Source organism: Nocardia sp. NPDC127579, assembly GCF_042672005.1.
GTDB lineage: Bacteria > Actinomycetota > Actinomycetes > Mycobacteriales > Mycobacteriaceae > Nocardia.
On the sequence record NZ_JBHXVZ010000002.1, the window covers coordinates 464,595 to 488,769 of the forward strand.

The 24,175-nt window shown below is 69.3% G+C and carries 22 protein-coding genes; 11 read left to right on the forward strand and 11 right to left on the reverse strand.

What is annotated here, in order from left to right:
• The first annotated feature begins 9 nt into the window (after nt 1–9).
• Entirely contained in the window at nt 10–1,584 is a 1,575-nt protein-coding gene (locus tag ACFVMC_RS09695) for an ABC transporter permease (RefSeq protein WP_379208592.1), read from the forward strand.
• A 102-nt stretch (nt 1,585–1,686) separates the two neighbouring features.
• Here ACFVMC_RS09695 and ACFVMC_RS09700 read toward each other — a convergent pair whose 3' ends face one another.
• Nucleotides 1,687–2,310 (reverse strand): phosphoribosyltransferase, encoded by a 624-nt coding sequence (locus ACFVMC_RS09700; protein WP_379208594.1) that lies wholly within the window; start codon nt 2,308–2,310, stop codon nt 1,687–1,689.
• Nucleotides 2,311–2,365: 55 nt separating this feature from the next.
• Entirely contained in the window at nt 2,366–3,217 is an 852-nt protein-coding gene (locus ACFVMC_RS09705; protein ID WP_379208596.1) for a carbon-nitrogen hydrolase family protein, read from the reverse strand.
• Nucleotides 3,218–3,279: 62 nt separating this feature from the next.
• Between ACFVMC_RS09705 and ACFVMC_RS09710 the strand changes: the two genes are divergently transcribed.
• Both ACFVMC_RS09710 and ACFVMC_RS09715 read left to right on the forward strand, forming a co-directional pair.
• Nucleotides 3,280–5,076: a DEAD/DEAH box helicase gene (locus tag ACFVMC_RS09710; protein WP_379208598.1), complete on the forward strand. Its 1,797-nt coding sequence runs from the start codon at nt 3,280–3,282 to the stop codon at nt 5,074–5,076.
• A 130-nt stretch (nt 5,077–5,206) separates the two neighbouring features.
• Complete coding sequence (locus ACFVMC_RS09715) at nt 5,207–8,545, forward strand: AAA domain-containing protein (protein WP_379208599.1); 3,339 nt, start codon at nt 5,207–5,209, stop codon at nt 8,543–8,545.
• An 11-nt stretch (nt 8,546–8,556) separates the two neighbouring features.
• On the opposite strand, the gene ACFVMC_RS09720 is transcribed toward ACFVMC_RS09715, so the two are convergent.
• The 5 genes from ACFVMC_RS09720 to ACFVMC_RS09740 form a co-directional block, all read right to left on the reverse strand.
• Nucleotides 8,557–9,453, reverse strand: coding sequence for an RNA polymerase sigma-70 factor (locus ACFVMC_RS09720; protein WP_379208601.1), 897 nt, complete (start codon nt 9,451–9,453; stop codon nt 8,557–8,559).
• 96 nt (nt 9,454–9,549) lie between these two features.
• Nucleotides 9,550–10,404: an ESX secretion-associated protein EspG gene (locus ACFVMC_RS09725; protein ID WP_379208603.1), complete on the reverse strand. Its 855-nt coding sequence runs from the start codon at nt 10,402–10,404 to the stop codon at nt 9,550–9,552.
• Between the two features lie 29 nt (nt 10,405–10,433).
• Nucleotides 10,434–11,705: a hypothetical protein gene (locus ACFVMC_RS09730; RefSeq protein ID WP_379208604.1), complete on the reverse strand. Its 1,272-nt coding sequence runs from the start codon at nt 11,703–11,705 to the stop codon at nt 10,434–10,436.
• A complete protein-coding gene (locus ACFVMC_RS09735; RefSeq protein WP_379208606.1) occupies nt 11,698–12,075 on the reverse strand; it encodes a hypothetical protein in 378 nt (125 codons plus the stop codon). Before ACFVMC_RS09735 ends, ACFVMC_RS09730 begins: the two co-directional genes overlap by 8 nt.
• A gap of 133 nt (nt 12,076–12,208) precedes the next feature.
• The gene (locus tag ACFVMC_RS09740) at nt 12,209–12,910 is read right to left on the reverse strand and encodes an alpha/beta hydrolase (RefSeq protein WP_379208608.1); all 702 of its coding nucleotides are present in this window, start codon (nt 12,908–12,910) and stop codon (nt 12,209–12,211) included.
• A gap of 98 nt (nt 12,911–13,008) precedes the next feature.
• On the opposite strand from ACFVMC_RS09740, the gene ACFVMC_RS09745 reads away from it, so the two are divergent.
• The 3 genes from ACFVMC_RS09745 (at nt 13,009) to ACFVMC_RS09755 (ending at nt 15,682) form a co-directional block, all read left to right on the forward strand.
• Entirely contained in the window at nt 13,009–13,899 is an 891-nt protein-coding gene (locus ACFVMC_RS09745; protein ID WP_379208610.1) for an SMP-30/gluconolactonase/LRE family protein, read from the forward strand.
• Nucleotides 13,900–14,075: 176 nt separating this feature from the next.
• On the forward strand, nt 14,076–14,639 hold the full coding sequence (locus tag ACFVMC_RS09750) for a transglycosylase SLT domain-containing protein (RefSeq protein WP_379208612.1): 564 nt from the start codon (nt 14,076–14,078) through the stop codon (nt 14,637–14,639).
• 62 nt (nt 14,640–14,701) lie between these two features.
• Nucleotides 14,702–15,682, forward strand: a complete 981-nt coding sequence (locus tag ACFVMC_RS09755; RefSeq protein WP_379208613.1) for an Rpn family recombination-promoting nuclease/putative transposase — start codon at nt 14,702–14,704, stop codon at nt 15,680–15,682.
• Here the strand turns inward: ACFVMC_RS09755 and ACFVMC_RS09760 are convergent.
• Complete coding sequence (locus tag ACFVMC_RS09760; protein WP_379208615.1) at nt 15,673–16,629, reverse strand: helix-turn-helix transcriptional regulator; 957 nt, start codon at nt 16,627–16,629, stop codon at nt 15,673–15,675. The genes ACFVMC_RS09755 and ACFVMC_RS09760 overlap by 10 nt on opposite strands.
• Nucleotides 16,630–16,692: 63 nt before the next feature.
• Here ACFVMC_RS09760 and ACFVMC_RS09765 point away from each other — a divergent pair, with 63 nt between their 5' ends.
• A complete protein-coding gene (locus tag ACFVMC_RS09765) occupies nt 16,693–17,817 on the forward strand; it encodes an epoxide hydrolase family protein (RefSeq protein ID WP_379208616.1) in 1,125 nt (374 codons plus the stop codon).
• Here ACFVMC_RS09765 and ACFVMC_RS09770 read toward each other — a convergent pair.
• Nucleotides 17,814–18,506, reverse strand: coding sequence for a hypothetical protein (locus tag ACFVMC_RS09770; protein ID WP_379208618.1), 693 nt, complete (start codon nt 18,504–18,506; stop codon nt 17,814–17,816). The two genes, ACFVMC_RS09765 and ACFVMC_RS09770, sit on opposite strands and share 4 nt — an antisense overlap.
• A 164-nt stretch (nt 18,507–18,670) precedes the next feature.
• Here ACFVMC_RS09770 and ACFVMC_RS09775 point away from each other — a divergent pair, with 164 nt between their 5' ends.
• Nucleotides 18,671–19,843 carry an acyl-CoA dehydrogenase family protein gene (locus ACFVMC_RS09775; protein ID WP_379208619.1) on the forward strand — a complete coding sequence of 391 codons (1,173 nt, stop codon included), beginning with the start codon at nt 18,671–18,673 and terminating at the stop codon, nt 19,841–19,843.
• Between the two features lie 9 nt (nt 19,844–19,852).
• On the forward strand, nt 19,853–20,971 hold the full coding sequence (locus ACFVMC_RS09780; protein ID WP_379208621.1) for an acyl-CoA dehydrogenase family protein: 1,119 nt from the start codon (nt 19,853–19,855) through the stop codon (nt 20,969–20,971).
• A gap of 49 nt (nt 20,972–21,020) precedes the next feature.
• Here ACFVMC_RS09780 and ACFVMC_RS09785 read toward each other — a convergent pair whose 3' ends face one another.
• Nucleotides 21,021–21,680 carry a hypothetical protein gene (locus ACFVMC_RS09785; RefSeq protein ID WP_379208622.1) on the reverse strand — a complete coding sequence of 220 codons (660 nt, stop codon included), beginning with the start codon at nt 21,678–21,680 and terminating at the stop codon, nt 21,021–21,023.
• Nucleotides 21,681–21,980: 300 nt separating this feature from the next.
• On the opposite strand from ACFVMC_RS09785, the gene ACFVMC_RS09790 reads away from it, so the two are divergent.
• Both ACFVMC_RS09790 and ACFVMC_RS09795 read left to right on the forward strand, forming a co-directional pair.
• Nucleotides 21,981–22,271, forward strand: a complete 291-nt coding sequence (locus tag ACFVMC_RS09790; RefSeq protein WP_379208624.1) for a hypothetical protein — start codon at nt 21,981–21,983, stop codon at nt 22,269–22,271.
• A 58-nt stretch (nt 22,272–22,329) separates the two neighbouring features.
• Nucleotides 22,330–23,181, forward strand: coding sequence for a GNAT family N-acetyltransferase (locus ACFVMC_RS09795; protein ID WP_379208625.1), 852 nt, complete (start codon nt 22,330–22,332; stop codon nt 23,179–23,181).
• On the opposite strand, the gene ACFVMC_RS09800 is transcribed toward ACFVMC_RS09795, so the two are convergent.
• Nucleotides 23,178–24,089, reverse strand: a complete 912-nt coding sequence (locus ACFVMC_RS09800; RefSeq protein WP_379208627.1) for a hydroxymethylglutaryl-CoA lyase — start codon at nt 24,087–24,089, stop codon at nt 23,178–23,180. The two genes, ACFVMC_RS09795 and ACFVMC_RS09800, sit on opposite strands and share 4 nt — an antisense overlap.
• Nucleotides 24,090–24,175: the final 86 nt, after the last annotated feature.

Here is a 24,175-nt window from a genome sequence, read left to right on the forward strand (position 1 = left end):
GGCCGGGCGATGACCAATCTGGCTGTTGCGCTGCGTCTTTCGATCGGGACCAACTGGCGTGGGCTGGCCGCGGCCGTGCTCGCGGTGATCGCCTGCATGTACCTCGGCACCCTCGGGGTCGACGGGTTGTATCCAGCGGGTCTGGAACGGATGACCTACGCCTCGATCGCCGGTCGGCTGACCGCCCAGGCCGCCCTGCAGGGCCCGCCCGATGCCCTGACCACTCTCGGCGGGATCGCGGTCTTCGAGCTGGGCTGGTATCTGACGCTCGCGGTCGCGCTCGTCAATATCGTCGTGGTCGTCCGCAATACCCGGGCGCAGGAGGCATTCGGCAGGTTGGAGCTGCTGCGCGCGGGCCGATTCGGGGTACACGCGAACTCGGTCGCGGTGCTGCTGATGGCGGCCGCCACCAACACTGTGCTCGGAGCGGGGGCCGCGGCGGCGCTGGTGCTCGCCGGGACCGGCGCCAGTGGCGCAGTGGCCTTCGGCATCGCGATGGGCTGCACCGGAATGGTTTTCGCGGCCATCGCGCTGTTCGCGGCGCAGATCACCGCGCAGCCGCGCGGCGCGTACGGCATCGCGTACGGGGTCTTCGGCGCGGCATATCTGTTGCGCGCCATGGGCGACAGCGCCGAAAGCACCGCATTACGGCTGGCCTCGCCGCTGGGCTGGGCGCAGCAGATGCACCCGTTCGGCAGCACCCAGTGGTGGCCGGTCGGGCTCTGCGCCGCGGGTGTGGCGGTGCTGACCGGGCTCGCGCTGCGGCTGGAATCGGTGCGTGATCACGATGCGGGCCTGTCCGCGCCGCGTCCCGGCGCCGCCACCGCCGGCGCGTTCACGAGAACACCACTCGGACTGACCGTCCGGATTCATCGCGGTGCGCTCGCCGGTTGGGCTGGGGCGCTGCTGTCCCTCGGTGCGGGCTTCGGGGCGGCCGGCGCCGATGTCACCCAGATCTCCGCGGGCACCCAGGGCATGCTGAAGCTGCTCACCGGTTTCAACGTCAACGTGGTCGACGGCTTCCTGGCCATGGTGACGCTGTTGTTCGCGATGGCGACGGCGGGCGCGGCGGTCTCGACGGTGCTGCGGATCCGCCAGGAAGAGGTCGCCGGCCGCGCCGATCTGCTGCTGGCCGGACGGCTGCCGCGATGGCGGCTGGCCGCCACCCATATCGTCACCGCGGTTGCCGCTTCGGTTGTGCTGCTGGGGATTATCGGCTGCGCGATCGGTTCGACGCACGGGGTGCGGACCGGTGATCTCGCGCAGGCCGGACGGGTCGGGGTCGCCGCTCTCGCGCAGCTGCCGGCGATCCTGTTCCTGCTCGGTTGTGCCGTCCTGCTGATCGGGGTGCGCCCGGCGCTGACCTGGCTGGTGTGGATCCTGCTCGCCGAGTCGGCGGTGGTTTCGATCCTCGGCCCGTCCATGCGGCTGCCGACGCCGATCATGAATCTGTCGCTGTTCCACCATGTTCCGCACCTGCCAGGCGTCGCCGTGAATCCCGTTCCGCTGACGGTGCTTTCCCTCGCGGGTATCGCCGCAACGGGTGTTGGCGTTTTCGCCTTCACCCGCCGCGACCTCGCCTGACCGAGCTCACTCCACGCGATCCTGTCCGCAGGCCGACCGATCCCCGGCACGCGGAGCTCTGGAAGTGTCCGCCCGGCGCGGGAGGGCCGGGGTCGGTAAGGACTAGCCGAGCAGGGCGGTGACCTCGTCGTCGGTCAGCTGGTGGAAGTCCCGGTAGGCGGTGCCGACCCCGCCGAGGGACTCCGGCACCCACGGGCAGACGAGCTCGTCGCATTCGGGAACGACCCGGTCCATCGCCTCACCGGAGGAGACCGGGACCGCGACCACCAGACCGGCGGGCCCGCACGAGCGCGCTACCCGACAGGCGACGACAACCGTCGCACCGGTGGCCATTCCGTCATCGACCAGGACTACGACCCGGTCCGCCATTGGAATCGGGGCCCGCTCGCCGCGCCAGAGCCGCCGACGGCGTTCCAGCTCGGTCCGCTCCCGGTGCTCGAGCTCCGCGAACAGCTGCGGGGCCACCGTGATGTGCTCGAGCACATCACGATTCAGGACCCGGGCGCCGCCCTCGCCGAGCGCGCCCATCGCCAGCTCCGGCTGCCAGGGCACGCCGAGCTTACGGACCAGCAGAATATCCAGATCGCCGCCGATGATCTCGTGTACGGCCGCCGCCACCGGGACCCCGCCACGCGGCAGACCGAGCACCAGCGGGTGCGACGCCCGCAGGTGCGCCAAATCCGCACCCAGCGCGCGACCGGCGGCAGCCCGATCGACGTAGATCATCGATGAAAACGCTACGCCCGCTCGTGACCCGGCCGCCACCCCCGCGACCGGCGGGTCAGCGCTCGGAGATCGCGAATCGGCGCAGCGCCAGGCTGGGATTGGTGGCGCGCACCCCGCTCAGGTGGGCCAGATTCACCTCGGCGGTCAGCACGCCCGCCTCGTCACCGAGCTCGGCGAGCACCTTGCCGGTCGGATCGATGATCATCGAGGAGCCCGCGCCCCGGTGGCCGCACTGATCGGCGCCGAGCACGTACACGGTGTTCTCGATGGCGCGGGCCCGCAGCAGCGTCGTCCACTGATCGACCTTGCCCGGTCCGGGGATCCACTGCGCGGGCAGCAGCAGCACCTGCGCCCCGGCGGCGGCGACGCGCCGGAAGCCCTCCGGGAAGCGCAGATCGAAACAGGTCTGCAGGCCGAAGGTGACCCCGTCCACGGCGAACAGCGCCGGCTCGGTGATCTCTCCCGCGTGCACGATTTCCGATTCCAGGTGCCCGAACGCGTCGTAGAGGTGCACCTTGCGATACCGGGCGACGAGCTTGCCGGACGGATCCAGCACCACCAGCGTATTGCGGATCCGTGCGGCGTCGGCCTCGTCCCGCTCGACCATGCCCGCCACCAGGTGGACGCCGAACTCCACCGCGATCGCCCCGAGACCGGTGACGAACGGTCCGGTCAGCGGTTCGGCGGCGGCGACCACCCGTGCGTCCAACCGGGAGACGGCAAACATCGAGTACTCCGGCGCGACGACCACGCGCGCGCCGCGTCCGGCGGCCACCTCGACGTGCTCGCGCAGCGCCGCGAGATTGGCGGTCGGATCCGTGCCGGGCGCGAACTGCACCACCGCGACCACCACCGGGGTGTCCGCTTCGGCCGATTCCTGATGTGCTGGCGAAGCATTGGGAGCCATAGGTCACACCGTATTGGGCCGGTGGCCGAGACATCTACCCGCAGGCAGTAAACTCCTGGTCAATGAGTACCAATGAGGTCGACAGCGTGCTGGATGATGGTCCTGGCGACGACAGGAACAGCAACGACGGCCCGACCTTCGCCGATCTCGGCATCGATGACCGCCTGCTCGCGGCCATCGCCGATGTCGGCTACGAGTCGCCCTCGCCCATCCAGGCCGCGACGATCCCGCCGCTGCTCGAAGGTTCCGACGTCGTCGGCCTCGCGCAGACCGGTACCGGCAAGACCGCGGCGTTCGCCATCCCGATCCTGATGGGTCTGGACACGACCGGCAAATCCCCGAAGGCGCTGGTCCTCGCGCCGACCCGGGAGCTCGCGATTCAGGTGGCCGAGGCCTTCGGCCGCTACGCCTCGCACATTTCCGGACTCAACGTGCTGCCGATCTACGGCGGCCAGGCCTACGGCGTGCAGCTGTCCGGCCTGCGGCGCGGTGCGCACGTGGTGGTCGGTACGCCCGGCCGTGTGATCGATCACCTGGAGAAGGGCACGCTCGACCTGTCCGAGCTGCAGTATCTGGTGCTCGACGAGGCCGACGAGATGCTCAAGATGGGCTTTCAGGAGGACGTCGAACGCATCCTGGCCGACACTCCGCGTTCCAAGCAGGTCGCGCTGTTCTCGGCGACCATGCCCTCGGCGATCCGCAAGATCTCCAAGCAGTACCTCAACGAACCGGTCGAGATCACCGTCAAGACCAAGACGACGACCAACACCAACATCAACCAGCGCTGGGTGCAGGTCTCGCATCAGCGCAAGCTGGACGCGCTGACCCGCATTCTCGAGGTCGAGACCTTCGAGGCGATGATCATCTTCGCGCGCACCAAGCAGGGCACCGAGGAGCTCGCCGAGAAGCTGCGCGCCCGCGGTTTCTCCGCCGCCGCGATCAATGGCGATATCGCGCAGAACCAGCGCGAACGGACCATCGGCCACCTGAAGTCCGGCGCGCTGGACATCCTGGTCGCCACCGACGTGGCCGCGCGCGGCCTGGACGTCGAACGCATCTCGCACGTGGTCAACTACGACATTCCGCACGACACCGAGTCCTACGTGCACCGCATCGGCCGCACCGGTCGCGCGGGCCGCAGCGGCGAGGCGCTGCTGTTCGTCGCGCCGCGCGAACGCCACCTGCTCAAGGCGATCGAGCGCGCCACCCGGCATCCGCTGGCCGAAATGCAGCTGCCCAGCGTCGACGATGTGAACGCGCAGCGGGTGGCCAAGTTCGGCGACGCCATCACCGAGAACCTGTCCTCGGACAATGTCGCGCTGTTCCGCCGCTTGATCGAGGATTACGAGAGCGAGCACAACACGCCGCTGGTCGATATCGCGGCGGCGCTCGCGGTCGGCGCCTACGACGGCAAGAAGTTCCTGATGGAGCCGGAACCGGAGCCGATCGAGCGCCCGCGCCGGGATCGGGACCGGCCCGAGCGTCCGCGCCGCTTCGACGAAGAGCGCGGAACCGGCTTCCACCGCGGCACCGGCGCCGAACTCGCCACCTACCGGATCAGTGTCGGCAAGCGGCATCGCGTGGTGCCCGGCGCCATCGTCGGCGCCATCGCCAACGAGGGTGGCCTGCGCCGCAGCGATTTCGGGCACATCAGCATCCGCCCGGATCACAGCCTGGTCGAACTGCCCGCCAACCTGCCCCCGGAGACCCTGGAGGCATTGCGCCGCACCAGGATCAGCGGTCAGCTGATCCAGCTGCAACTCGACGAGGGTGGCCCCGCGCACCGCCAGTTCAGCCGCGGTCCGCGCCCGGACCGCGGCCCCGGCAAGCGCACCGAACGGCGCAAACCGCGCTCCTGAGGACGCTGCGCGTCACCGGATCGAAGCGACTGGCTAAGGTGATGCCGTCCGAGTTCTGTGGGGGTTCCTCTGGCGCCCCTCGGACCTCCGGTCGGGGGTCGGTGAAGACACAGGAGGACCGCGTTTGTTCGTGTTCGGTGATCGTGTCGTCTGTACTGCGGTGGACCTGGTCCGCGCGGCACGGTGTGAGTTCGAGCTGCTGCGTCGGCTCGACGCCGAACTCGGCTACCTGAACGATACGGCGGCAGCGGACTCCGACATCCCGGTCCGGCAGGGCGTCGCCGCCGATTTCGACGAGGCCGCGGTGCTGCGGCTCGCCGATTTCCGAGACCGGTTCGGCGCCACCATGGTCGAGGTGCCCTCGGTGCGCACCGAATCCGGCGATCCGGCGGTCCGGGTCGCGGCGCTGCGCGCCGCGCACGCGGAAACCATTGCGGCGCTGCGGTCCGGCGTGCACGTCATCGCGGGGGCGACCTTCTTCGACGGGATCTTCGCCTGCTCCTGCGACTTCCTGGTGCGGGCCGGGCATCGCGTGCGCTACACCGTGCAGGGCACCGCGCCGGGCCAGCTCGAGTTGGTCGGCGCCGCACTCGAACTCGCCGCCTGCGCCGATGCGCTCGAACACGGCGGCGGGCTCACCGCGCCCACCGTCCGGCTGTATCTGGACACGGCCGCAACCGATCTCCCACTCGCCGACCTCGTGCCGGTCTATCAGGCCCGACGGCGCAGACTGGCCCGCATCCTGGACGAGAAGCTGAGCGAACTGCTGCCCGTGCAGTGGGGCGATCCCCGCTATCTCGCCTGCGGCACCTGCCCGACCTGTGCCGCCGCGCTCACCGCCGCCCGCGACCTGATGCTGGTGGCGGGCATGCCGAGTCCGGTCCGGGCGCGGCTGCGCGAAGCCGGTATCGCCACGCTCGACCGGCTCGCGGGCGCGGAAACGACGGTGAGCGGCGTGCCGCCGCGGACCTTCGCCACCCTGCGCCGGCAGGCGCGAATCCAGTTGCGGTCCGCCGCCTCCGGCCATCCCGCGCACACGCTGCTCGACGCGCTCGCGCTCGGCGCGCTACCTCCGGTTTCACCCGGTGATCTGGCGCTGACCATCCAGGACACGCCGGGCCGGGACTTCGTCGTCGACATAGCCGGACCCGCGACGACGCATCTGTCCGCGCGCGTACCGCCCGGGCCGGACGCGGCGGCCGAACAGCGCCGGGTGCTGGCGGAGGTGGCCGATCGCCTGACCCGGCAGCGGCAGCAGTATCCGGCGATGCGGGTCTACCACTATCGGCGCACCGTGCGCGACGCGCTGCTGCGCGGCGCCGGAAGTCTCGGCGCGGGTGGCGAACTCGTCGAGAATCTGCTGAACGCGGGCGTCCTGATCGACCTGTACCCGATCGTGCGCAGCGCGGTAGCCGTCGGCGTGCGGTCCTACACGCTGGAGGCGTTGCGCGAGCTGTTGCCCGGCGCGCCCGAGGACCGCGACGGCGCGATCGTGCTGCGGCTGCGGGATTGGCTGTTGGACCGCGCCGCCGAGGTGCGGGCCGACTCCCCGATGACACCGGCGGGCGCGCTGCCCGCCGAGGTCACGGCGACCCACCCGTCCTCACTGGAGGCGGCGCTCACCGAATTCGCCGTGACCCACCGCGAAGTGCGGCCCACCGTGCGCGGTGAGCGCCGCGACGAGGGCACACCGCATCCGGCCGCGCTCATGGCGGCCGTGCTCGGCTATCACCGGCGCGAGCGGCAGCCGCTGCGCCTGGCCCACGCCGATCGGCTCGACCATCCGGTGGACGAATGGGCCGACGCGCCCGGTGTACTCGTCGCCGAGTGGGGCACCGTCGACACCAAATGGCATCACAGCCTGAACCGGCCGACCATGCGCCGCTATCTCACCCTCACCGGCCGGATCGGCACCGGCTGGTCCCGTGGCGTCGCGCTGACACCCGGCACCACCGTCTACACGATCTACGAGCGGCCGATGGCCACCGGCATGATCGCCGCCGCCGGTAAGCGCGCCATCGCGACCGCGACCGTGCTCGGCTGCTCCGTGGACGCCGATTTCGACGACACGGTCCGGCTGGAGGAGGATCTGCCCGAGGGCTGTGAGCCCTACGACGACCTGCCCACCGCCATCGCGCCCGGCCTACCCGACTGGGACGAGAACATCGAGCGCACCGTCGAACTCGCCGCCCAGCAAATGCTGGTCACCCTGCCCGAGATCCCGTGTGAGGCGGTGTTCGACATCCTGGCCCGGCGCGCGCCGCGGCTGCGCGGCGGTGGCCCGCTGCCGGAGGTGCACGGCGATCACGCGGCCGCCATCACCACGGCCATGCGCTATCTGGACCACTCCTACCTCGCCGTGCAGGGGCCGTCCGGTACGGGCAAGACCTCCACCGCCGCCCGCGTCATCGAAAGCCTGGTGACCCGGCAGAAGTGGCGGATCGGTGTTGTCGCGCACGCGCATTCGACCGTGGAGAACATGCTCGACGCGGTGGTGGAGATCGGGGTGCTGCCGGAACTGGTGGCCAAGAAGGATGTCGAGGCGGTCAAGCCGGAATGGGCCGTGATCGACGCGGCCAAGTATCGCCGGTTCCTCGACAATGCGGTCAACGGCTGTGTGATCGGGGGCACGCCGGCCGATTTCGCCGACGAGCAGCTGATTCCGCACGACGGCCTCGATCTGCTGGTGATCGCCGACGCGGGCGATTTCGCGCTCGCCGATACCGTCGCCGTCGGGTTGAGCGCGCGCAATCTGTTGCTGCTCGGCGATCCCGGGCCCACCGCCAGCCAGGGCGCGCATCCGGAGCCGGTCGGGGAGTCCGTGCTCGGCTGGCTGGCTGAAGGACGGGCGGTGCTGCCCGCCGAACGCGGCTATTTCCTGGACCGGACCTGGCGGCTGCATCCGCGGGTCTGCGAGCCGATCTCGCGGGTCTGCTACGACAACCGGCTGCGATCCAACGAGACCGTCACGCTGGCACGGCAACTCGACGGGGTACCGCCCGGGATGGAAACCGTGCTGGTCGAGCACTACGGCAACACCACCGAATCGGTGGCCGAGGCGAAGGAGGTGGTGCGCCGGATCCGCGCGCTGCTCGGCACCTCCTGGACCGTCGGCGCGGTCACCCGCCGCCTGCACCCGCACGACATCTTCGTCGTCGCCCCCTACAGCGCCCAGGTCGGGCGGATCCGAACCCTGCTGGCGCGCGCCAAGATCGACGATGTCCTCGTCGGCACCCCCGACCGCTTCCGCGGCCGCGAAGCCGCCGTCGTCCTGCTGTCGATGACGACCTCCAATCCGGCCGACGCCCCCTTCGGCATGCGGTTCCTGCTGTCCCGCAGCCTGATCCACGCCGCGCTCGGCCGCGCCATGTGGAAAGCCGTGATCATCCGCTCTCCGCTGCTGACCGAATACCTTCCCACCACTGCCGAAGACCTTCCGGACCTCGCCGGTTTCCTCCGCCTGAGCTGAGGCGGATCCGGTCAGCGGAAAGTCAGGACGTGCTCGGAGTCGACGCGGGTGAGTTTCTCGGGGTTGCGGACGAAGTAGAGGCCGGTGATGCGGTCGTCTTCGATGCGCAGCGTCATCATGCCGTCGAACTCGCCGTCCAGATACCACGCGAGGGCCGGGTGGCCGTTGACGGTGGCGGGGCGGGTGCTGAACACCTGCTGGAGCTTGCCGAGGCCGCCCATGACGAAGCGGGCCACCTTGTCCGCGCCCAGGATCGGGCGGCGCACAGCCTGTTTGACGCCGCCGCCGTCGGCCAGCAGCACCACTTCCGGCGCGAGGATGTCGAGCAGGACCTGCGGATCGCCGGTTTCCAGGGCTCGCTGGAACGAGTCCAGGGCCGCGCGGGTCTGGCTCGGGGTGACCACCGACCTCGGCCGCCGGGCATCGACATGCCCGCGAGCGCGATGGGCGATCTGGCGAACCGCGGCGGGCGTCTTCTCGACCGCGGCGGCGATCTCGTCGTAGCTCACATCGAACACCTCACGCAGCACGAACACCGCGCGCTCGGTCGGCGACAGCGTCTCCAGCACCAGCATCAGCGCGGTGGACAGATTCTCGGCGAGCTCGACGTTCTCGGCCACGTCCGGCGTGGTGAGCAACGGCTCCGGCAGCCACGGGCCGACATAGGATTCCTTGCGGCGGCTCATGGTTCGCAGCCGGTTCAGCGCCTGCCGGGACGTGATGCGGACCAGGTAGGCGCGTTCGTCGAGCACCTGCGCCAGATCGACCTCCGCCCAGCGCAGCCAGGTCTCCTGGAGCACGTCCTCTGCGTCGGCGGCCGAGCCCAGCATCTCGTAGGCGACGGTGAAGAGCAGATTGCGGTGTGCGACGAAGCTCTCGGTCGCCCGATCGGTGGCGTGCTCGCCCATGGTGTCGATCCTTCTCCGTCGCGTATTCCGGGGGTCGACATCATGACACCGCGCCACACGGTGTTGTGACATCCAGTGACTCAGGTCACCGATGGGTTACCAGGTCTGGGCGTAGGCGGTGGTCTTCTTCTCCGCGGCGGTGAGCATCGGGCGCAGGGCATCACGGAAACCCTCCGCGTCCACCGGGGTGATATCGACATCGGTGCCGGTGCGGACCGTGTAGCGGCCGTCGCCGCGCACGTCGATCCAGCACAGCACCCCGAACGGGCGCAGGTCACCGTCCGGGCGGCGAACCGAGACCACGATCTGGCCGATGCCGTCGCGGGGATGGTTGAGCAGCTTGCGGATTCGGGTCGGCGTGCTCGGCCCCGAGACCGGCATGGTGACCAGGTCACGGCTGTCCTCGGTGACCTTCGAGACCGGCGCGGTCAATCGGGCCAGACCGCCCGGGGAATTCTTCGGAAGCATCGAGACCAGCCGCGACGGCAGGTTTTTCGGCGTGGTGACGAACAGTCGCAGTTCGCCGCCGCGATCCGGGGTCGCACCTGGGCGCTGCGCCGCGACCACCGCGATATTGCCGGAGATGGCACCGAGAATCCGGACGGGTCGCGCGGATTCGTCCGCGAGGGCCGGTCCGTCCAGCGGCAGCGCGGCGCCGACCGTCCCGGGTAGTGGCTCCGCCGGGGCCGGTCGGGTGCGCGGGGCCGGCTCGCCGAACTGCCGTTCACCGAAGACCTCCACCCGGACCGACGGATCGGCCAGCGCGCGCATCGCCGCCGCCAGTTCGGCATCGAGCACCCGCTCACACCAGGTTTCCAGGGCGGGCAGCTGAGCCGCCCGCTCGGCGGTATCGCGGGCGGAGAGCCGAACGGCGAGCGGATAGGGGATCCGATCGCCGTCGGTGCGCGACCAGGCCATAGCGAACTGGTCGGGAGTCAATGTCCAATTCATCGGCGAACTCCCGGAGGGGACGGGCGCGTTCACTCCAGCTCGGTCCATTCGCCGACCACCGGGGGCGTGGTCGGATCCATCGAGCCGATCAGTTCCCGGGGTTCATCGGCGGGTTCGAGGAAGGTGAGTTCGTCGTCACTCCAATGCAATTCGTCGTCCTCGTCGTCCTCCAGCGCGGCCGGAGCCGGGCGGGACAGGCCGGAACCGCCGCGTGGCGAGTCGCCGGCTCCGGCGGCGAACGCGCCGCCCATCAGACCACCCACCGCACCAGCGCCCGCGCCGGAGACGGCCTCCGAGTTGCTCTCGCGGCGGCGTTCCTCCCGTTTGCGCTCATCGTCGGTGGCGGGGGAGGTGGTCACGAAGGACGCGGGCGTGGTGGCCGCGGCCGGGCTGACCGGCGCGCCCGCGGACGCGGGGACCGGCCGATCCGGGACCGGCGCCGCCACCGGAGCGGCCGATACGGTCGCACCGGCCGGGGCCGTGGCCGCCGCGGGGACGGTCTCGCCCGGCACGGCGGCATTCGGCAGGCTCGCGACCGGCAGCGCCGAGGCCGGCGTGGTCGCGGCGGGTTCGGACTCGGGGGTCGGCGCCGGTGCGGCGGACTCCGGCTGAGCGGCGGCGGGGACAGTCGAAACCGGTTGCGCCGCCGGGCTTTCCGGGCTGGATACGGGCAGCTGGAGCGAGACGCCCGGTGCGCTCGGATTTGCGGCGGCCACCGGAATGTCGGCCGTGGCGGCATCGGGGAAAGCGGGCACACCGGCGCCGCTCTGGATGAACGCGTTGGTGTAGATGCTCTCCATCGCGGCCACCACATCCTGGCGGTCGTTCTCGGTGGCCTTCTGGGTGGCGGTATTGCCGGTGGCCTGGTTCGGGTCCAGCAGAGCCGCCGCCAGATCCGGCTGCTCGTCGGAGGGGATGCCGATCGCCGAACGCAGCGCCTCGGCGGCGTCACCGGCCTGGCCGAGCCGCTGCGCCACCGTGGACATCACATCGGCGAGCTGACTGCCCTGCTGCTCGAACGCCAGCACCGCGTCCGCGGCGGTCTGTGCGGCGCTGCCCCGCCAGCCGTCGGCGATGCTGGCGCGAATCTCGGTGTGCGCCGCGGTCACCGCGTCGGCGAGACCGGTGGCGGTCTGCTGCCAGGCGACCTGGCCGGTATTGAGCACGGTCGGATCCATCAGCTGGACCCGATCGTGGATTTCCTTGTGCGTGATGCTGTCGAAGATCTCGACGCTGGGCGCGTAGTCGGGGTCGGTGCGGGTGTGCGGCCAGCGTTCGGCGGTCACCTTGATTTCACGCATCGCCGGCTCCGAGGTTCATGCGGCCGACCGCGACCGCGAGGTCGTCGTCACCGCGCCGGTAGGCGGCGGCCGCCGCGCGGAAGGTCTGTGCGAGTTCGCGTGCGGCCGTCGCGTACTCCGTCAGCCGGGTCAGTGCCTCGGTGGCCTTGTTCTCGAACCCCGTGCGCAGGGCGGCACCGGAATCGAAGCCGCCGAAGCCGGGCAGCGTGGTCGCCGCGCGCAACACCTCGATCTGGCCTTCGACCTGTTCGGCGAGCAGTTCGTAGCGCTGTGCGCACTTTTCGTGCGCCCCCTCGGTGACCAGCACACCGTCGATCCAGAGCTGCCCATCGTGAACGGCCCGGTTCAAGGTTGTCGTATTCGGCTGCACCACTTCCCCCTTACGTCGTTCCCGACCAAGTCTAAGCAGAAAGGTCCCCGCTAGCTCCCCCCGATGCCGGATTCGGCGCGTGAAACCTGCTCTGGCATGGCCTTTTGTGATCAGAGCCCGGGCACCGCGGTGCCTAAAGGACTTTGAGCATCCACTCGCAGATGTCGGTCGTCACGGTCCGGTAGTGCGGTTCATGGAGCAGGTCGTGGCCGCTGTCGTCGTACTCGATCAAACTCACCCAGTTGTGGCGGGTGGTCCAGTCGCGGACCGCGTCGATCGGTGCGCGGCGATCTTCGCGACCGTGTACGGCGAGGATCGGGAGGGTATGGGGGAGAGGGGTGCCCGGGGCGTCGGGTGTGCCGGCGCCGAGGGCACGGCGAGGGACACCCGAGAGAACGAGCCCGGCCAGTGCGGTGGGTTCGAGGCTGGGAGTCAGCGGGCAGTTCGCTTCCACGGCGGACAGATCGGCGGCGGAACGGGTATCGGGGATCGCGGCGCCGAGCAGGCCGAGCGTGGTGACCGCGCCCAGCGAATGGCCCATGAGCAGCAGTGGCGCATCGGGAAGTGCGGTGCGCACCAGCTCGATCAGGCACAGCGCGTCGGCGACGAGTTCGGCGAGGGTGCCGGGGTGGGCGGGATCGCCTTCGCTGAGGCCGTGACCGGCGGTGTCCAATGCCCACGGCTCGATGCCGGCGGAGCGCACGGCGGTGGCGAAACGGTGGTAGTGACCGGTGTGCTGTCCGATGCCGGGCAGCAGCACCAGTGCGGCGCGGTGGTTCTCCGCGGGCCAGCGCCGATAGTGCATCCGGCCACGCGGTCCGTCGAAGAAAGGCATGCCCCGATAGTGTCAAACCGGCTGCGGGTCAGACGAGTTCACTGGGGACTACCGACCGGTCTAGACTCCGGCGTGATCGCGGCACGAGGAGGATTCCGATGGTAGTGCGCAGGCTCGCTGCGGTAGTCGCGTTCGGGTGTGCGGCGGTGGCCGGGATGGCTCCGGCGAGCGCCGAGCCGGTGGCCGCGTGCGCCGCCGCCCGGGTGACGACCGCGCTGCCCGCCGCGACCCCGATGCTGGATTGGTCGGAGAACGTGGGCTACGACCGGCGCGGAAACCTGTGGGTGTCACGGCTGTACCGCAACGAGGTGCAGCGCTACGACAACACCGGCAAGCTCACCGCTACCGTCCCCGTGGCGTTCCCCGGCGCGGTCCGGCTCGGGCCGGACGGTTTGCTCTATGTCGTATACGGTGACGCGCCGAGCAGCGCGATCATCCCCGGCGGTGTGGTGCGATTCGACCCGGATGCCGTGCACCCGCACCCGGAGGTGTTCGCCGCTGGATTCACCATGCCCAACGGCGCGGCCTTCGACGACGCGGGCAATCTCTATGTGGCCGCGACCGGTTCGGGTGTCATCCGGATCGGGCGCGACGGTGCGGTGGATCGCGGCTGGACGGACCGGGCCGTCGGCGCCGGAGCGAATGGCATCGCGGTGCGTGGTGACACGGCCTATCTGACGACGAACGCGAATCCGCTGGGCCGGGTGCTGAGTTTCCCCATCGAGGCGCCGGAGTCGCGCACGGTGCTGGCCGATCTCTCCACCGGTTCGGGTGTCCCGGATTTCGCCGATGACCTGCACGTGGACGCGGAGGGCGTGGTTTATGTCACCACGTTGTCCGGGTCGCTGGTGCGGATCGATACCCGGTCCGGTGGGGCGTGCTCGGTGCTGAGTACCGAGCCGTTGACCGCGGTGGTACCGGTGCTCGGCCGATCCGACGAGTTGCTGGCGAGTACCGAACGCGGGAGCGTGCTGCGCATCCGATTGTGATGCGGGTCTCATTTCGAATGGAGAATCCCGCTCTGAGCGGGCGTCTATATCCAGCGGTTTATTTGTTCATTTTCTGTTCAGGTGGAGTTAACCTACCGCGATCAGTCTGTGACCTTCCAAATCAGACCGCGCGTTCGGTTATGGCCGCGGATAGACCAGTCAGGAATCCGCGTCCCATGTCGCTTCGCAAACTGATCCCCCTCGCCGCGATCGCCACCCTGGCGGCGGCCCCCGCCTACGCGGCCGCCGATATCCCGGGCGTGCCCGAGCAGTTGCAGCAGCCCGCCCAGCAATTGCAGCAGCAGGCGCAGCAAGCCCAGCAGGGGCTGCCCGTCGATCAGCAGAATCAGATCCAAGGGCTGGTCGGGCAGCTACCGGCTCCGTTCGCGGGCATCGTGCCTCCGCCTACGCCGAACTTCACCGACGACCTGGACGGCTGGATCAACGAAGCCCGCTTCGTGCTGGCCAAATTCAGAATCCCCGGCAGCTACGAGGGCATCCACCGCAACATCATCCGTGAATCGGGCGGCAACCCGGACGCCATCAACCTCTGGGACTCCAACGCGGCCGCCGGCATCCCCTCCAAGGGCCTGCTCCAGGTCATCGACCCCACCTTCGAGCGATACCACGTCGAAGGCACCTCCTGGGACATCTACGACCCGGTCGCCAACATCGCCGCCGCCTGCAACTACGCCGCCGCCCGCTACGGCTCCATCGACAACGTCTACGGCGCCTACTGACCCGCGGTTCGACCGCTGAAACTCGGTGTGTCGCACCAGCGTCGGGCGTAGTTTGCTCAACCGTGCCTGAAACTCCGACGAACCCGCACGACGCCACCTTTCGGCACTTCCTTGCCCGTCCAGCCGACATGGCTGGAGAGTTGCGCTCGCAATTACCGAAGGATATATCCGCGCGCGTGGACTGGAGTTCGCTGAAGCAGTTGCCGTGCAGCTTCGTGACCCGCCACCTGAGATCTCGCCAGTCCGACCTCCTCTTCAGCGCCCGCCTCGACGGCACCGAGACGCTCATCTATGTCCTGACCGAGCATCAGAGCAGCCCTGACGCGCTCATGCCGTTGCGCCTGCTGGAGTACATGTCCGCCATCTGGCGGGATTACGCGGATAAGCACCGTAATACGAAGGTCTTGCCCGCGATCATCCCGTTCGTCATCTACGCCGGCCCCCGTGGCAACCGGTGGGTCACCCCTACGCAGATGGCCGACCTTTTCGACCTCGAGCCCGGCACTCGCGCTGCCCTCGCCGAATACCTGCCCACTTTTCGTTTCCACCTCGACGACCTCACCGCGCAGCGGGTTGCAGAGATCAGCGCGCGCGATGTCAGCCCTGTCGCCCGCCTGCTGCTGATCCTGCTGAAAACAGCGCCCGGCAACCGTCACCTCGAAGCCGTCCTGGCTCCGCTAATCGACGACATCCGCGCCATCATCTCCGCTCCCGGCGGCATGGCTGACTGGGAGTGCTTCGTGACGTACATTTTCAAGACAAGCGAAACCGACCCCGCCGCCCTCAACCCCCTCGCCGACCGGATCGGCCCCACCGCCAAGGAGGTCCTCATGACTACCGCTGAACGCCTCGAAGCGCGTGGTGAAGCGCGTGGTGAAGCGCGTGGCCGTGCTGAGATGCTGCTTCGGCAGTTGGCTGTGAAGTTCGGGCCGGTGTCGGCTGAGGTCGACGGCCGAGTTCGTGGTGCCGACTTCGAGCAAGTGGCGCAGTGGATTGAGCGGGTGCTGACTGCTAACCGTTTGGATGAGGTGTTCTACGACTGAGTGGCGGTGGCTATTCGGCTGGCGATGGCTTGTAGGTGCGTGATCAGTGCCGGGGGCTGGTGGACTTCGAATTCGACGTCGAGGGCCAGGAGGCGGTGGGCCAGCCATTCGGGGGAGTCGTCGCGGGTGGCGTCGAGGCGGCAGGTGGTGGGGGAGAGGGGGATGAGGTCGCCGGGGTTGTCGCCGAGCCGACCGGAGACTTGGGTGGCGGGGGCTTGGATGGTGACTTGGACTCGGAATTCCGGTGTGGCCCAATCGGTTCGCTGTCCGGCGACGTAGGCGGCCGGGTCGGCGGCGGGGAGTTGGTGCGGGGTGAAGCGGGCGGCGGTGGGGTGCGGGCCGGTGATCCGGTCGACGCGGAAGGTGCGCCACGCGGCACGGTCCACGTCGTAGGCGACGAGATACCAGCGGCGGCGGTGGCTGACCACTCCCGCCGGCTCGACGTGCCGGCGCGGGTCCGTACCGCCGCTGTAACTGAAACGCACACGCTCGGAGTTGGTTACGGCCGCGGCCAAAGCGGTCAGGACTTCGGGGTCGACGGTCGGCCCGTCGACGGCCGGTGCGGTGACGGCGGTGCCGAGCACCTGGACTCGGCGGCGGAGGCGAGCGGGCAGCACCTGGTCGAGCTTGGTCAGGGCTCGGACCGCGGCTTCCTCGATGCCGGTGATGGCGGTGGCGGCCGCGGTGCGCAGGCCGACCGCGATGGCGACCGCCTCGTCGTCGTCGAGTAGTAACGGCGGCAAGGCTTTTCCGGCGACCAGCCGGTAGCCGCCCGTCGCGCCCAACGTGGCGGTCACCGGATAGCCGAGGTCGCGCAGCCGGTCGATATCACGGCGCACGGTGCGGTCGGTGACGCCGAGACGGTCGGCCAGTTCGCTGCCCGGCCATTCACGGGGCGTTTGGAGCAGAGAGAGCAGCCGCAGCAGCCGGGCCGGGGTGTCGGTCATGTCTTCCAGAGTTCCAGAGAACTAGGACATAACCAGTCCTAGTTGCCTCCTACCTTGAGAAACATGACATTTCGCCCCTTCGCCATCGCCATCCCGCAGGCCGATCTCGACGACCTGCACGACCGTCTCGCCCGAACCCGCTGGGCGGCGCAGCTGCCGGGCGCGGACCGCGGCGTCCCGGTCGGCTACCTGAAGGAACTTGCCGAGTACTGGCGCACCGAATTCGATTGGCGCGCACAGGAGGCGGAGCTCAACCGGCTACCGCAGTTCATCACCGGAATCGACGGCCTGGACGTGCATTTCGTGCACGTTCGGTCCCCGGAACCGGGCGCGCTGCCGCTGCTGCTGACTCACGGCTGGCCGAATTCGTTCGTGGAGTTCACGAAAACGATCGGGCCGCTGACGAATCCACGCGAGCACGGACTGGATCCGGCACACGCCTTCCATGTGGTGATCCCCTCGGTGCCCGGATTCACGTTCTCCGCGGGGGCGCCGGAGATGACGGTACAGCGGGTGGCTGGCATGTGGGTCGAGCTGATGGCCCGGCTCGGTTACGACCGCTACGGCGTCCAGGGCGGTGATCTCGGCGCCTACGTCGCCCCGGAGATGGCGCTCGCCGCACCGGATCGGGTGGTCGGCGTCCACCTCGACGGCGGCATCGGCATGCCGACCGCCGCCGATGTTCCGTCCATGACGCCGGACGAACGCGCGGAGTGGGACATGATGCAGCAGTGGATGACCGGCGGCGTCGACCATCACACCCTGTTGCGCGCGGCGCCGCAGACCTTCGCCCACGCCTGGACCGATTCCCCGGTCGGCCTGTTGGCTTGGCTCACCCAGAAGTTCGACGAGTTCACCCCGCTGGCCGACCGCGCGGAGGATGTCATGGATCGCGATCACCTGCTGACCAACGTCAGCCTGTACTGGTTCACCAATACGGCGGCCTCGTCGTCGTGGCCGATGTACGAGGGGCTGGGCAAGTCCGGTGGTTTCGCGTGGCCGACGGGTCAGAAGCTGGTGCCGACCGGCACCTACGGCGGCGGATCCGCGCTGATGCGCCGGCTCGCCGAGCGCGACAACGACATCGTGCACTGGCCGCAGGGCAATACCGGCAACCATTTCCTGGCCATGGAGGTACCGCGCGCCCATGCCGCCGATATCGGCGCCTGTTTCGCGAAAATGCGCTAGCGGCTGGGCTTTTGCAGGTCCTGGTCGATCGAGGCCGGGGCCTGCGGCGCCGCGGGCGGCGGCGGAACGTCCGGCACGAAGAACAGGCCGACGGTCGGCGTCATCACGCAGTTCGCATACGGGTAGTTGATGGCGCCCCACATGGAGGCGATGACAGCGCCGGGGCCGGTGTCCACGGTCCTGGACAGCGAGGGCAGTCCGGTGCTGGTGCGGTCGTCGAGCAGGTCGAGCCCGCTGCGGCCATTGTTGACATTGAGCCAGGAGACGACCAGGCCGGAGTTCAATGGAATGCCGGTGTGCGCGGGGGTGGCGCTGAACCGCAGCGAACCGGGGTTGGGGGCCGGAGCGTCAGGGAGGGCGACCGCTTCGGCGTTGGCCGCGGCCACGATCGTGGTGATCGGCCCGTGGCTGCCGCAGCCGAAGGTGGGCGCGGCGTAGGCGAACGGCGCCCAGTTGCCGTTGATCGCGCGCAGCTGCGCGACGTCGACGACCTTGGTGTACTGGGCCAGCGCGCCGACGCCGGCCTGTGCGGCCAGGTCCGTCCCGGCCTGGGCGGTGAGCTGGGTGAGCGCGCCCTCGAGGTCGGGAGCGGCCGGTTCGGCGGAGGCCGGGCCGGACAGGGTCATCGCCGCGCCGATGCCGAGAGTTGTCACTGCCGCCGCGACTCGCGCGAGGGTTCTGCCGTTCACTCAATCGCTCCTCGAAAGAAAACCCGGGTCCCCATACCCCGTCCGTCCAGCAACGTACCAGTTCCGGCCCGTCAGCGTGTTGCCCGGATGTGATCCCCCTGACAGCGCACGATTACCAAAGGGTAAGTTCGGCTCGGACGTACGAGACATGGACGGAGTCCTGTATGAAAATATCCCTGTCCCCCGACGAGATCGCCTTCCGCGACGAACTGCGACAGTTCTATCGGACCGAGATCCCCGCTGAGATCCGCGAACGCGTCCGCTACGGCCGCGAATTGTCCAAAGAACACATCGTCACCGCGCACAAGATCCTCAACGACCACGGACTCGCCGTGCCGAACTGGCCGGTGGAGTGGGGCGGCAAGGACTGGACCCCGATGCAGCGCCACATCTGGCAGGACGAGATGCAGCTGGCCTCGGTGCCCGAGCCGCTGACGTTCAACGCCCAGATGGTCGGCCCGGTGATCGCGCACTTCGGCTCGCAGGAGATCAAGGAACGCTTCCTGCCGCCCACCGCGGCGCTGGACATCTGGTGGTGCCAGGGCTTCTCCGAACCGGACGCCGGATCGGACCTGGCCTCGCTGCGCACCACCGCGGTACGCGACGGCGACTCCTACATCGTCAACGGCCAGAAGATCTGGACCACCCTGGGGCAGTACGCCGACTGGATCTTCTGCCTGGTGCGCACCGACCCGAACGCCCCGAAGAAGCAGGCCGGCATCTCGTTCCTGCTCTTCGACGTCAAGAGCCCGGGCGTCACCATGCGCCCGATCAAGCTGATCGACGGCGGTTTCGAGGTCAACGAGGTCTTCTTCGAGAACGTCCGAGTCCCCGCCGATCAGCTGGTCGGCCAGGAGAACATGGGCTGGACCTACGCCAAGTTCCTGCTCGGCAACGAGCGCACCGGCATCACCGGCGTCGGCCGCACCAAGGTCAAGATCGGCGTCGCCAAGGAGTACGCCCGCACGACCAAGGCGGGCGCGGGCACGCTGCTCGAGGACCCGCTGTTCGCGGCCCGGGTCGCCGAACTCGAGAACGAACTGCTGGCCCTGGAGCTCACGCAGCTTCGCGTGGTCTCCAATTCCGAAGAAGGCAAGCCCAATCCGGCCTCCTCGGTGCTGAAGCTGCGCGGCTCGGAATTGCAGCAGGCCGCGACCGAACTGCTGCTCGACATCGCCGGCCCGGATGCCCTGCCGGTCGACGCCGCGGACATCGCGTCCCCGGAATGGGCCCAGCACACCGGCCCCGGCTACCTGAACTACCGCAAGACGACCATCTACGGAGGTTCGAGCGAAGTGCAGCGCTCCATCATTTCCTCCACGATCCTGGGATTGTGAGGCGACACCATGGATTTCGAACTCACCGACGAACAGGTCATGCTGCGGGACACCGTCCGTGACCTGCTGGCCAAGGCATACACCCCGGAGACCCGGCTCGAGGTCACCGATACCGAACTCGGCTGGAGCCGCGAGGTCTGGCGTCAGCTCGCCGAACTCGGTGTGCTCGGCCTGAGCTTCAGCGAGGACGACGGCGGTATGGGCGCCGGGCCGGTGGAGACCATGGTCGTGCTGGAGGAGATCGGCCGCCGCCTCGCGCCGGAACCGCTGCTGGACGCCGTGCTGGTGCCCGGTGGTCTGGTGGCCGCACTCGGCAGCGCCGAACAGCGGCAGCGGATCCTGCCCGAGGTCGCGGGCGGTGGCCGGCTGCTGGCGTTCGCGCACGGCGAGCCGGGCGTGCGCTGGCCGTCGGCCGAGGTGTCCACCACTGCCGTGGCGCAGGGGGATTCGTATGCGGTGACCGGAACCAAGAACCCGGTCGGCCACGGCGACTGCGCCGACGAGTTCGTGGTCAGCGCGACCCTGCCGGACGGCGGTCTCGGGCTGTTCCTGGTCGCCGCCGACGCGTCGGGCGTCAGCCGGACGCCGTACCGCACGGTGGACGGGCAGCGCGGCGCGCAGGTGGAATTCGCGGCAGCGCCCGCCGAACTGCTGGGTTCGGGTACCGAGGCGGTAGCGCAGGCGATCGTGCGCGCGCAGGCGCTGCTGTGCGCCGAGTCGATCGGCGCGATGGACGAGGCGCTGCGGCTGACCACCGACTACCTGAAGACACGCAAGCAGTTCGGCGTCACGCTGTCGAAGTTCCAGACGCTGACTCAGCGGGCCGCCAACATGTACGTCTCGCTGGAATTGGCGCGCAGCATGAGCCTGTACGCCAATGCGGCACTGGTCGACGGCGACGCCGATCCGATCATCGCCTCGCGGGCGCGGTTGCAGGTCGGCCGGGCGGCACGGCACGTCGGGCAGGAGGCGATCCAGATGCACGGCGGTATCGGCGTCACCGCCGAGTACCCGGTGAGTCACTATGTCGCGCGGTTGACCGCGATCGAGCGCACGCTCGGCGGGTCGCTCGAGCACCTTCAGGTGCTGAGCGCGCAGGTCGGCGCGTACGACCAGCCGGAGCTGTAGGCCCCGAAACCAGAAGGCCGCCTTGTTCGTACAGGGCGGCCTTTCTGTGTCATTCGGTCGGTGGTGCGGGCGTGCTGGTCGCCGTGGGGGTGACGATTTCCACCGGGCTGCTGATCGCGGTGGGTTCGGGCAGCGGCGAGGTCGGTTCGAGAAGCGGGGTTTGCTCGACCGGCGAGGTCGGTTCGACGAGCGGGGACTGTTGCGCCGTCGGAGCCGGTTCGACGGGCGGCGTGGTCTGCTCGACCGGCGGCGGCTCCGCGGCGGCCGTGGTGGTCGGGACGGTCGGGCGCCGGGTGGTGGTCGGTTCTCCGTCCTCGGTGTTGGTGGGCCGGGTCGGCCGCGGCCGGGTGGTGATCGGTTCCTCGGATTCGGTGGTGCGCGGCCGGGTGGGCCGGGTCGTCTCGCCCTCGGACGGCAGATCGATCTCGCTGTCCGGTGGGGTGGTCATCGGGGTGTAGCCGGCGGGGCGGCGCGGCGGGCCGGCGGGCGCCACCTGCCAGCTGGGTGACGGCGGGATGACGACCTTCTGAGCCGTCACCGTGGTGCCGTTCTGTACGGCCATCGCGGCGGAAGGCCCGGATTTCAGCGGTGGGGGCGGGACGTAGGTGTCTTTCTTACCTACTCCGCAGGCGCCGATGAGGACGAGCCCGACGGAAACCGCTCCCGCTGCGATCGCCGGACCGGTGATCCTGGTCCTGTTGCTCACCATCGGGACACTCCTGCTGTGTAATCGAGTGGGCCTCACCTTAATCGAGGCCAGGCACGGCGGCTAGCTCGGCACGAGTGTTTCGACCTTGCACACTCGGATTTAAAAATCTCGTAATTCAGATATCGAAATGGTCACTAAGTGCGTGTCGTGGGCACGTGTCGCGCTCGAACCGACCGGTGTGGTCGTAGCGTGTGAGCGAAGTTACGTGTGCGACGCCTGTACCCAGATGAGAGATCCGCCGAGGGCTCGAGAAACCCTGTTGCGACCACAGCTCTGATCGAAGTCGGGGCGAGGGAGTGAATGATGGGAGCTTACTCGACAACTCCGCTGCGAGCCGAGTCCGCGGCCGCCGATTCGGCGGCTACCGCGCCATCGCAGCCCCGGGTGTCGAAACCAGCGCGGAGCCTGACCACGACACTGTCGCGGGCCTTCGCCTGGCTGTTCTTCGTCGGCGGCATCGTCGGCGCGGTACTCGGCATCGCCGGCCTACACGTCGAAATCACCGTGGCCGGGCTGATTCTGGCCTGCACCGCCGGTCTGGTCCTGCTCAAGCTGCGGCACGATCGCGAAGCGCGGGCCGAAACCGACTGAGCCACGGGCGAACCCGGACCTGGTTGCCGAAGGCGCTGCCGCCGTGCAGGATTGGCAGATGGCTGGATGTGATCGTAGGCAGACGGCGATCACCAGTGATGTCACCGAATTCCTGCGGCGTGCCGAGCCCTACCTACGGCAGCACGCACTACGCAATACGGTGATCGCGACCGCCGTCGGCAATCTGCTCGGTGCGAAGACGACACCCGGCGAGCCGTCCTGGTTCGTCTCGGTATTGGACGACGCGGGCGAGGTCGTCGGCGTGGCCGCGCGCTCCGGCCGCAACGACATCTACCTCGGCGACATCCCGGTCGAACGCGCCCGCGAGGTCGCCGACGCCTTCGCCGGAGCGATCACCCACGCCGGCGGCGTGGAAGGCCCCTCGGAAGTGGTGTGGCCCTTCGCCGAACGCTGGTGCGCGCTGCGGCGGATCGGCTACAAGCAGGACTACGCGGTACGGCTGTACCGGCTCGCCGCGCTGCACATTCCGGCGGTGCCGGGGACGCCCCGGCGGGCCACCGAGGCCGATCTCGCCACCTGCCTGGCCTGGAGCGAAGCGATGCAGACCGAGATCGGATCGACCGGCCCGGGGCTGCCGGTCGAGACGCTGCGGCGCCGGATCGAAGCAGGCTGGTGGTGGCTGTGGGAGCGCGACACCCGCCCGGTCTGCCTGGCCGCGCATCAGATACCCGCCTACGGCTGGTCCCGGATCGGGCCGGTCTACACACCACCGGAAGACCGGGGCCGTGGCTACGCCGCCGCGCTCTCCGCGCACGTCGCCCGGGAGCTACGCGCCCAGGGCCTCGACATCTGCCTGTTCGCCGATACCGACAATCCCACCTCGAACAAGATCTACCGCGGAATCGGATTCGAACCCGTCCGCGAATACGTGCACTACCAGTTCGGTTAGCCGAGCACCCATTCGAAGGCGTCCGCTTTCGAACGGGCGCCCTCGGCGGTGCGGGAGCGATTGGGTTCGCCGAGTTCGGCCAGCAGATCCTCGGTCAGCCCGACCAGTGCGGCCAGAGTGGCGGGCGTGAACCAGCCGGGGCGCGTGGCGAACAGGATGTCCTCGCTGGCGGTATTGCCGCTGGCGCCCGGCGCGAACGGGCAGCCGCCGAGTCCACCGAGCGAACCGTCGACCAGTTCCGCGCCGGCCGCGATCGCCGCCAAGGTATTGGCCACGCCCATTCCCCAGGTGTCGTGTCCGTGGAAGACGATGCGCCGCCGCGGGCTTCGCGCACGGACAGCCGAGACGAGCGCGCCGACCTGGGCCGGGTGCGCCTGCCCGAGCGTATCGGCGAGCACGATATCGGCCGCGCCGTCGGTACGCGGATCGTTCGCGATGGCCAGCACCCGCTCCGGGTCCACCGGCCCATCGAACGGGCAGGTGAAACTCGTGGCCAGGCAGAGCTGGATGGACCCGCCGACCTCAGCGGCGATGCGCACCGCATCCGGCATCGCCGCCACGCTGTCCTCGGCGGTGCGGCCGATATTGGCCCGATTGTGGGCATCGGACACCGACAGGCAGTACTGGAAATTGCGCACACCCGCGGCCGCGGCCTTCTCGACGTGCCGCGGCGTCGCTACCCAGAGCCAGCAGTGCCGCAGCTCCTGCGGCGTCAGCGCGGCGACGAGCTCCATCGTGTTGGCCATCGGCGGCACCAGATCAGGACGGGCCAGCGAGCCGATCTCGAGCTCCGGCACGCCGAGCGCCAGCAGGGCCCGCACGATCTCGGCCTTGCGTTCGGTCGGAAGCACCTTGCCGGTGAGCTGCAAGCCGTCCCGCAGGGTCACATCGCGCAGGGCCGCGGTCACTTGTCGTCCCGGGACCGCGCGGGCACACACATCACGCCCGCCCAGGACCTCCGATTCGTGCCCGCCGGGTTGGGGTGCACCGTCGG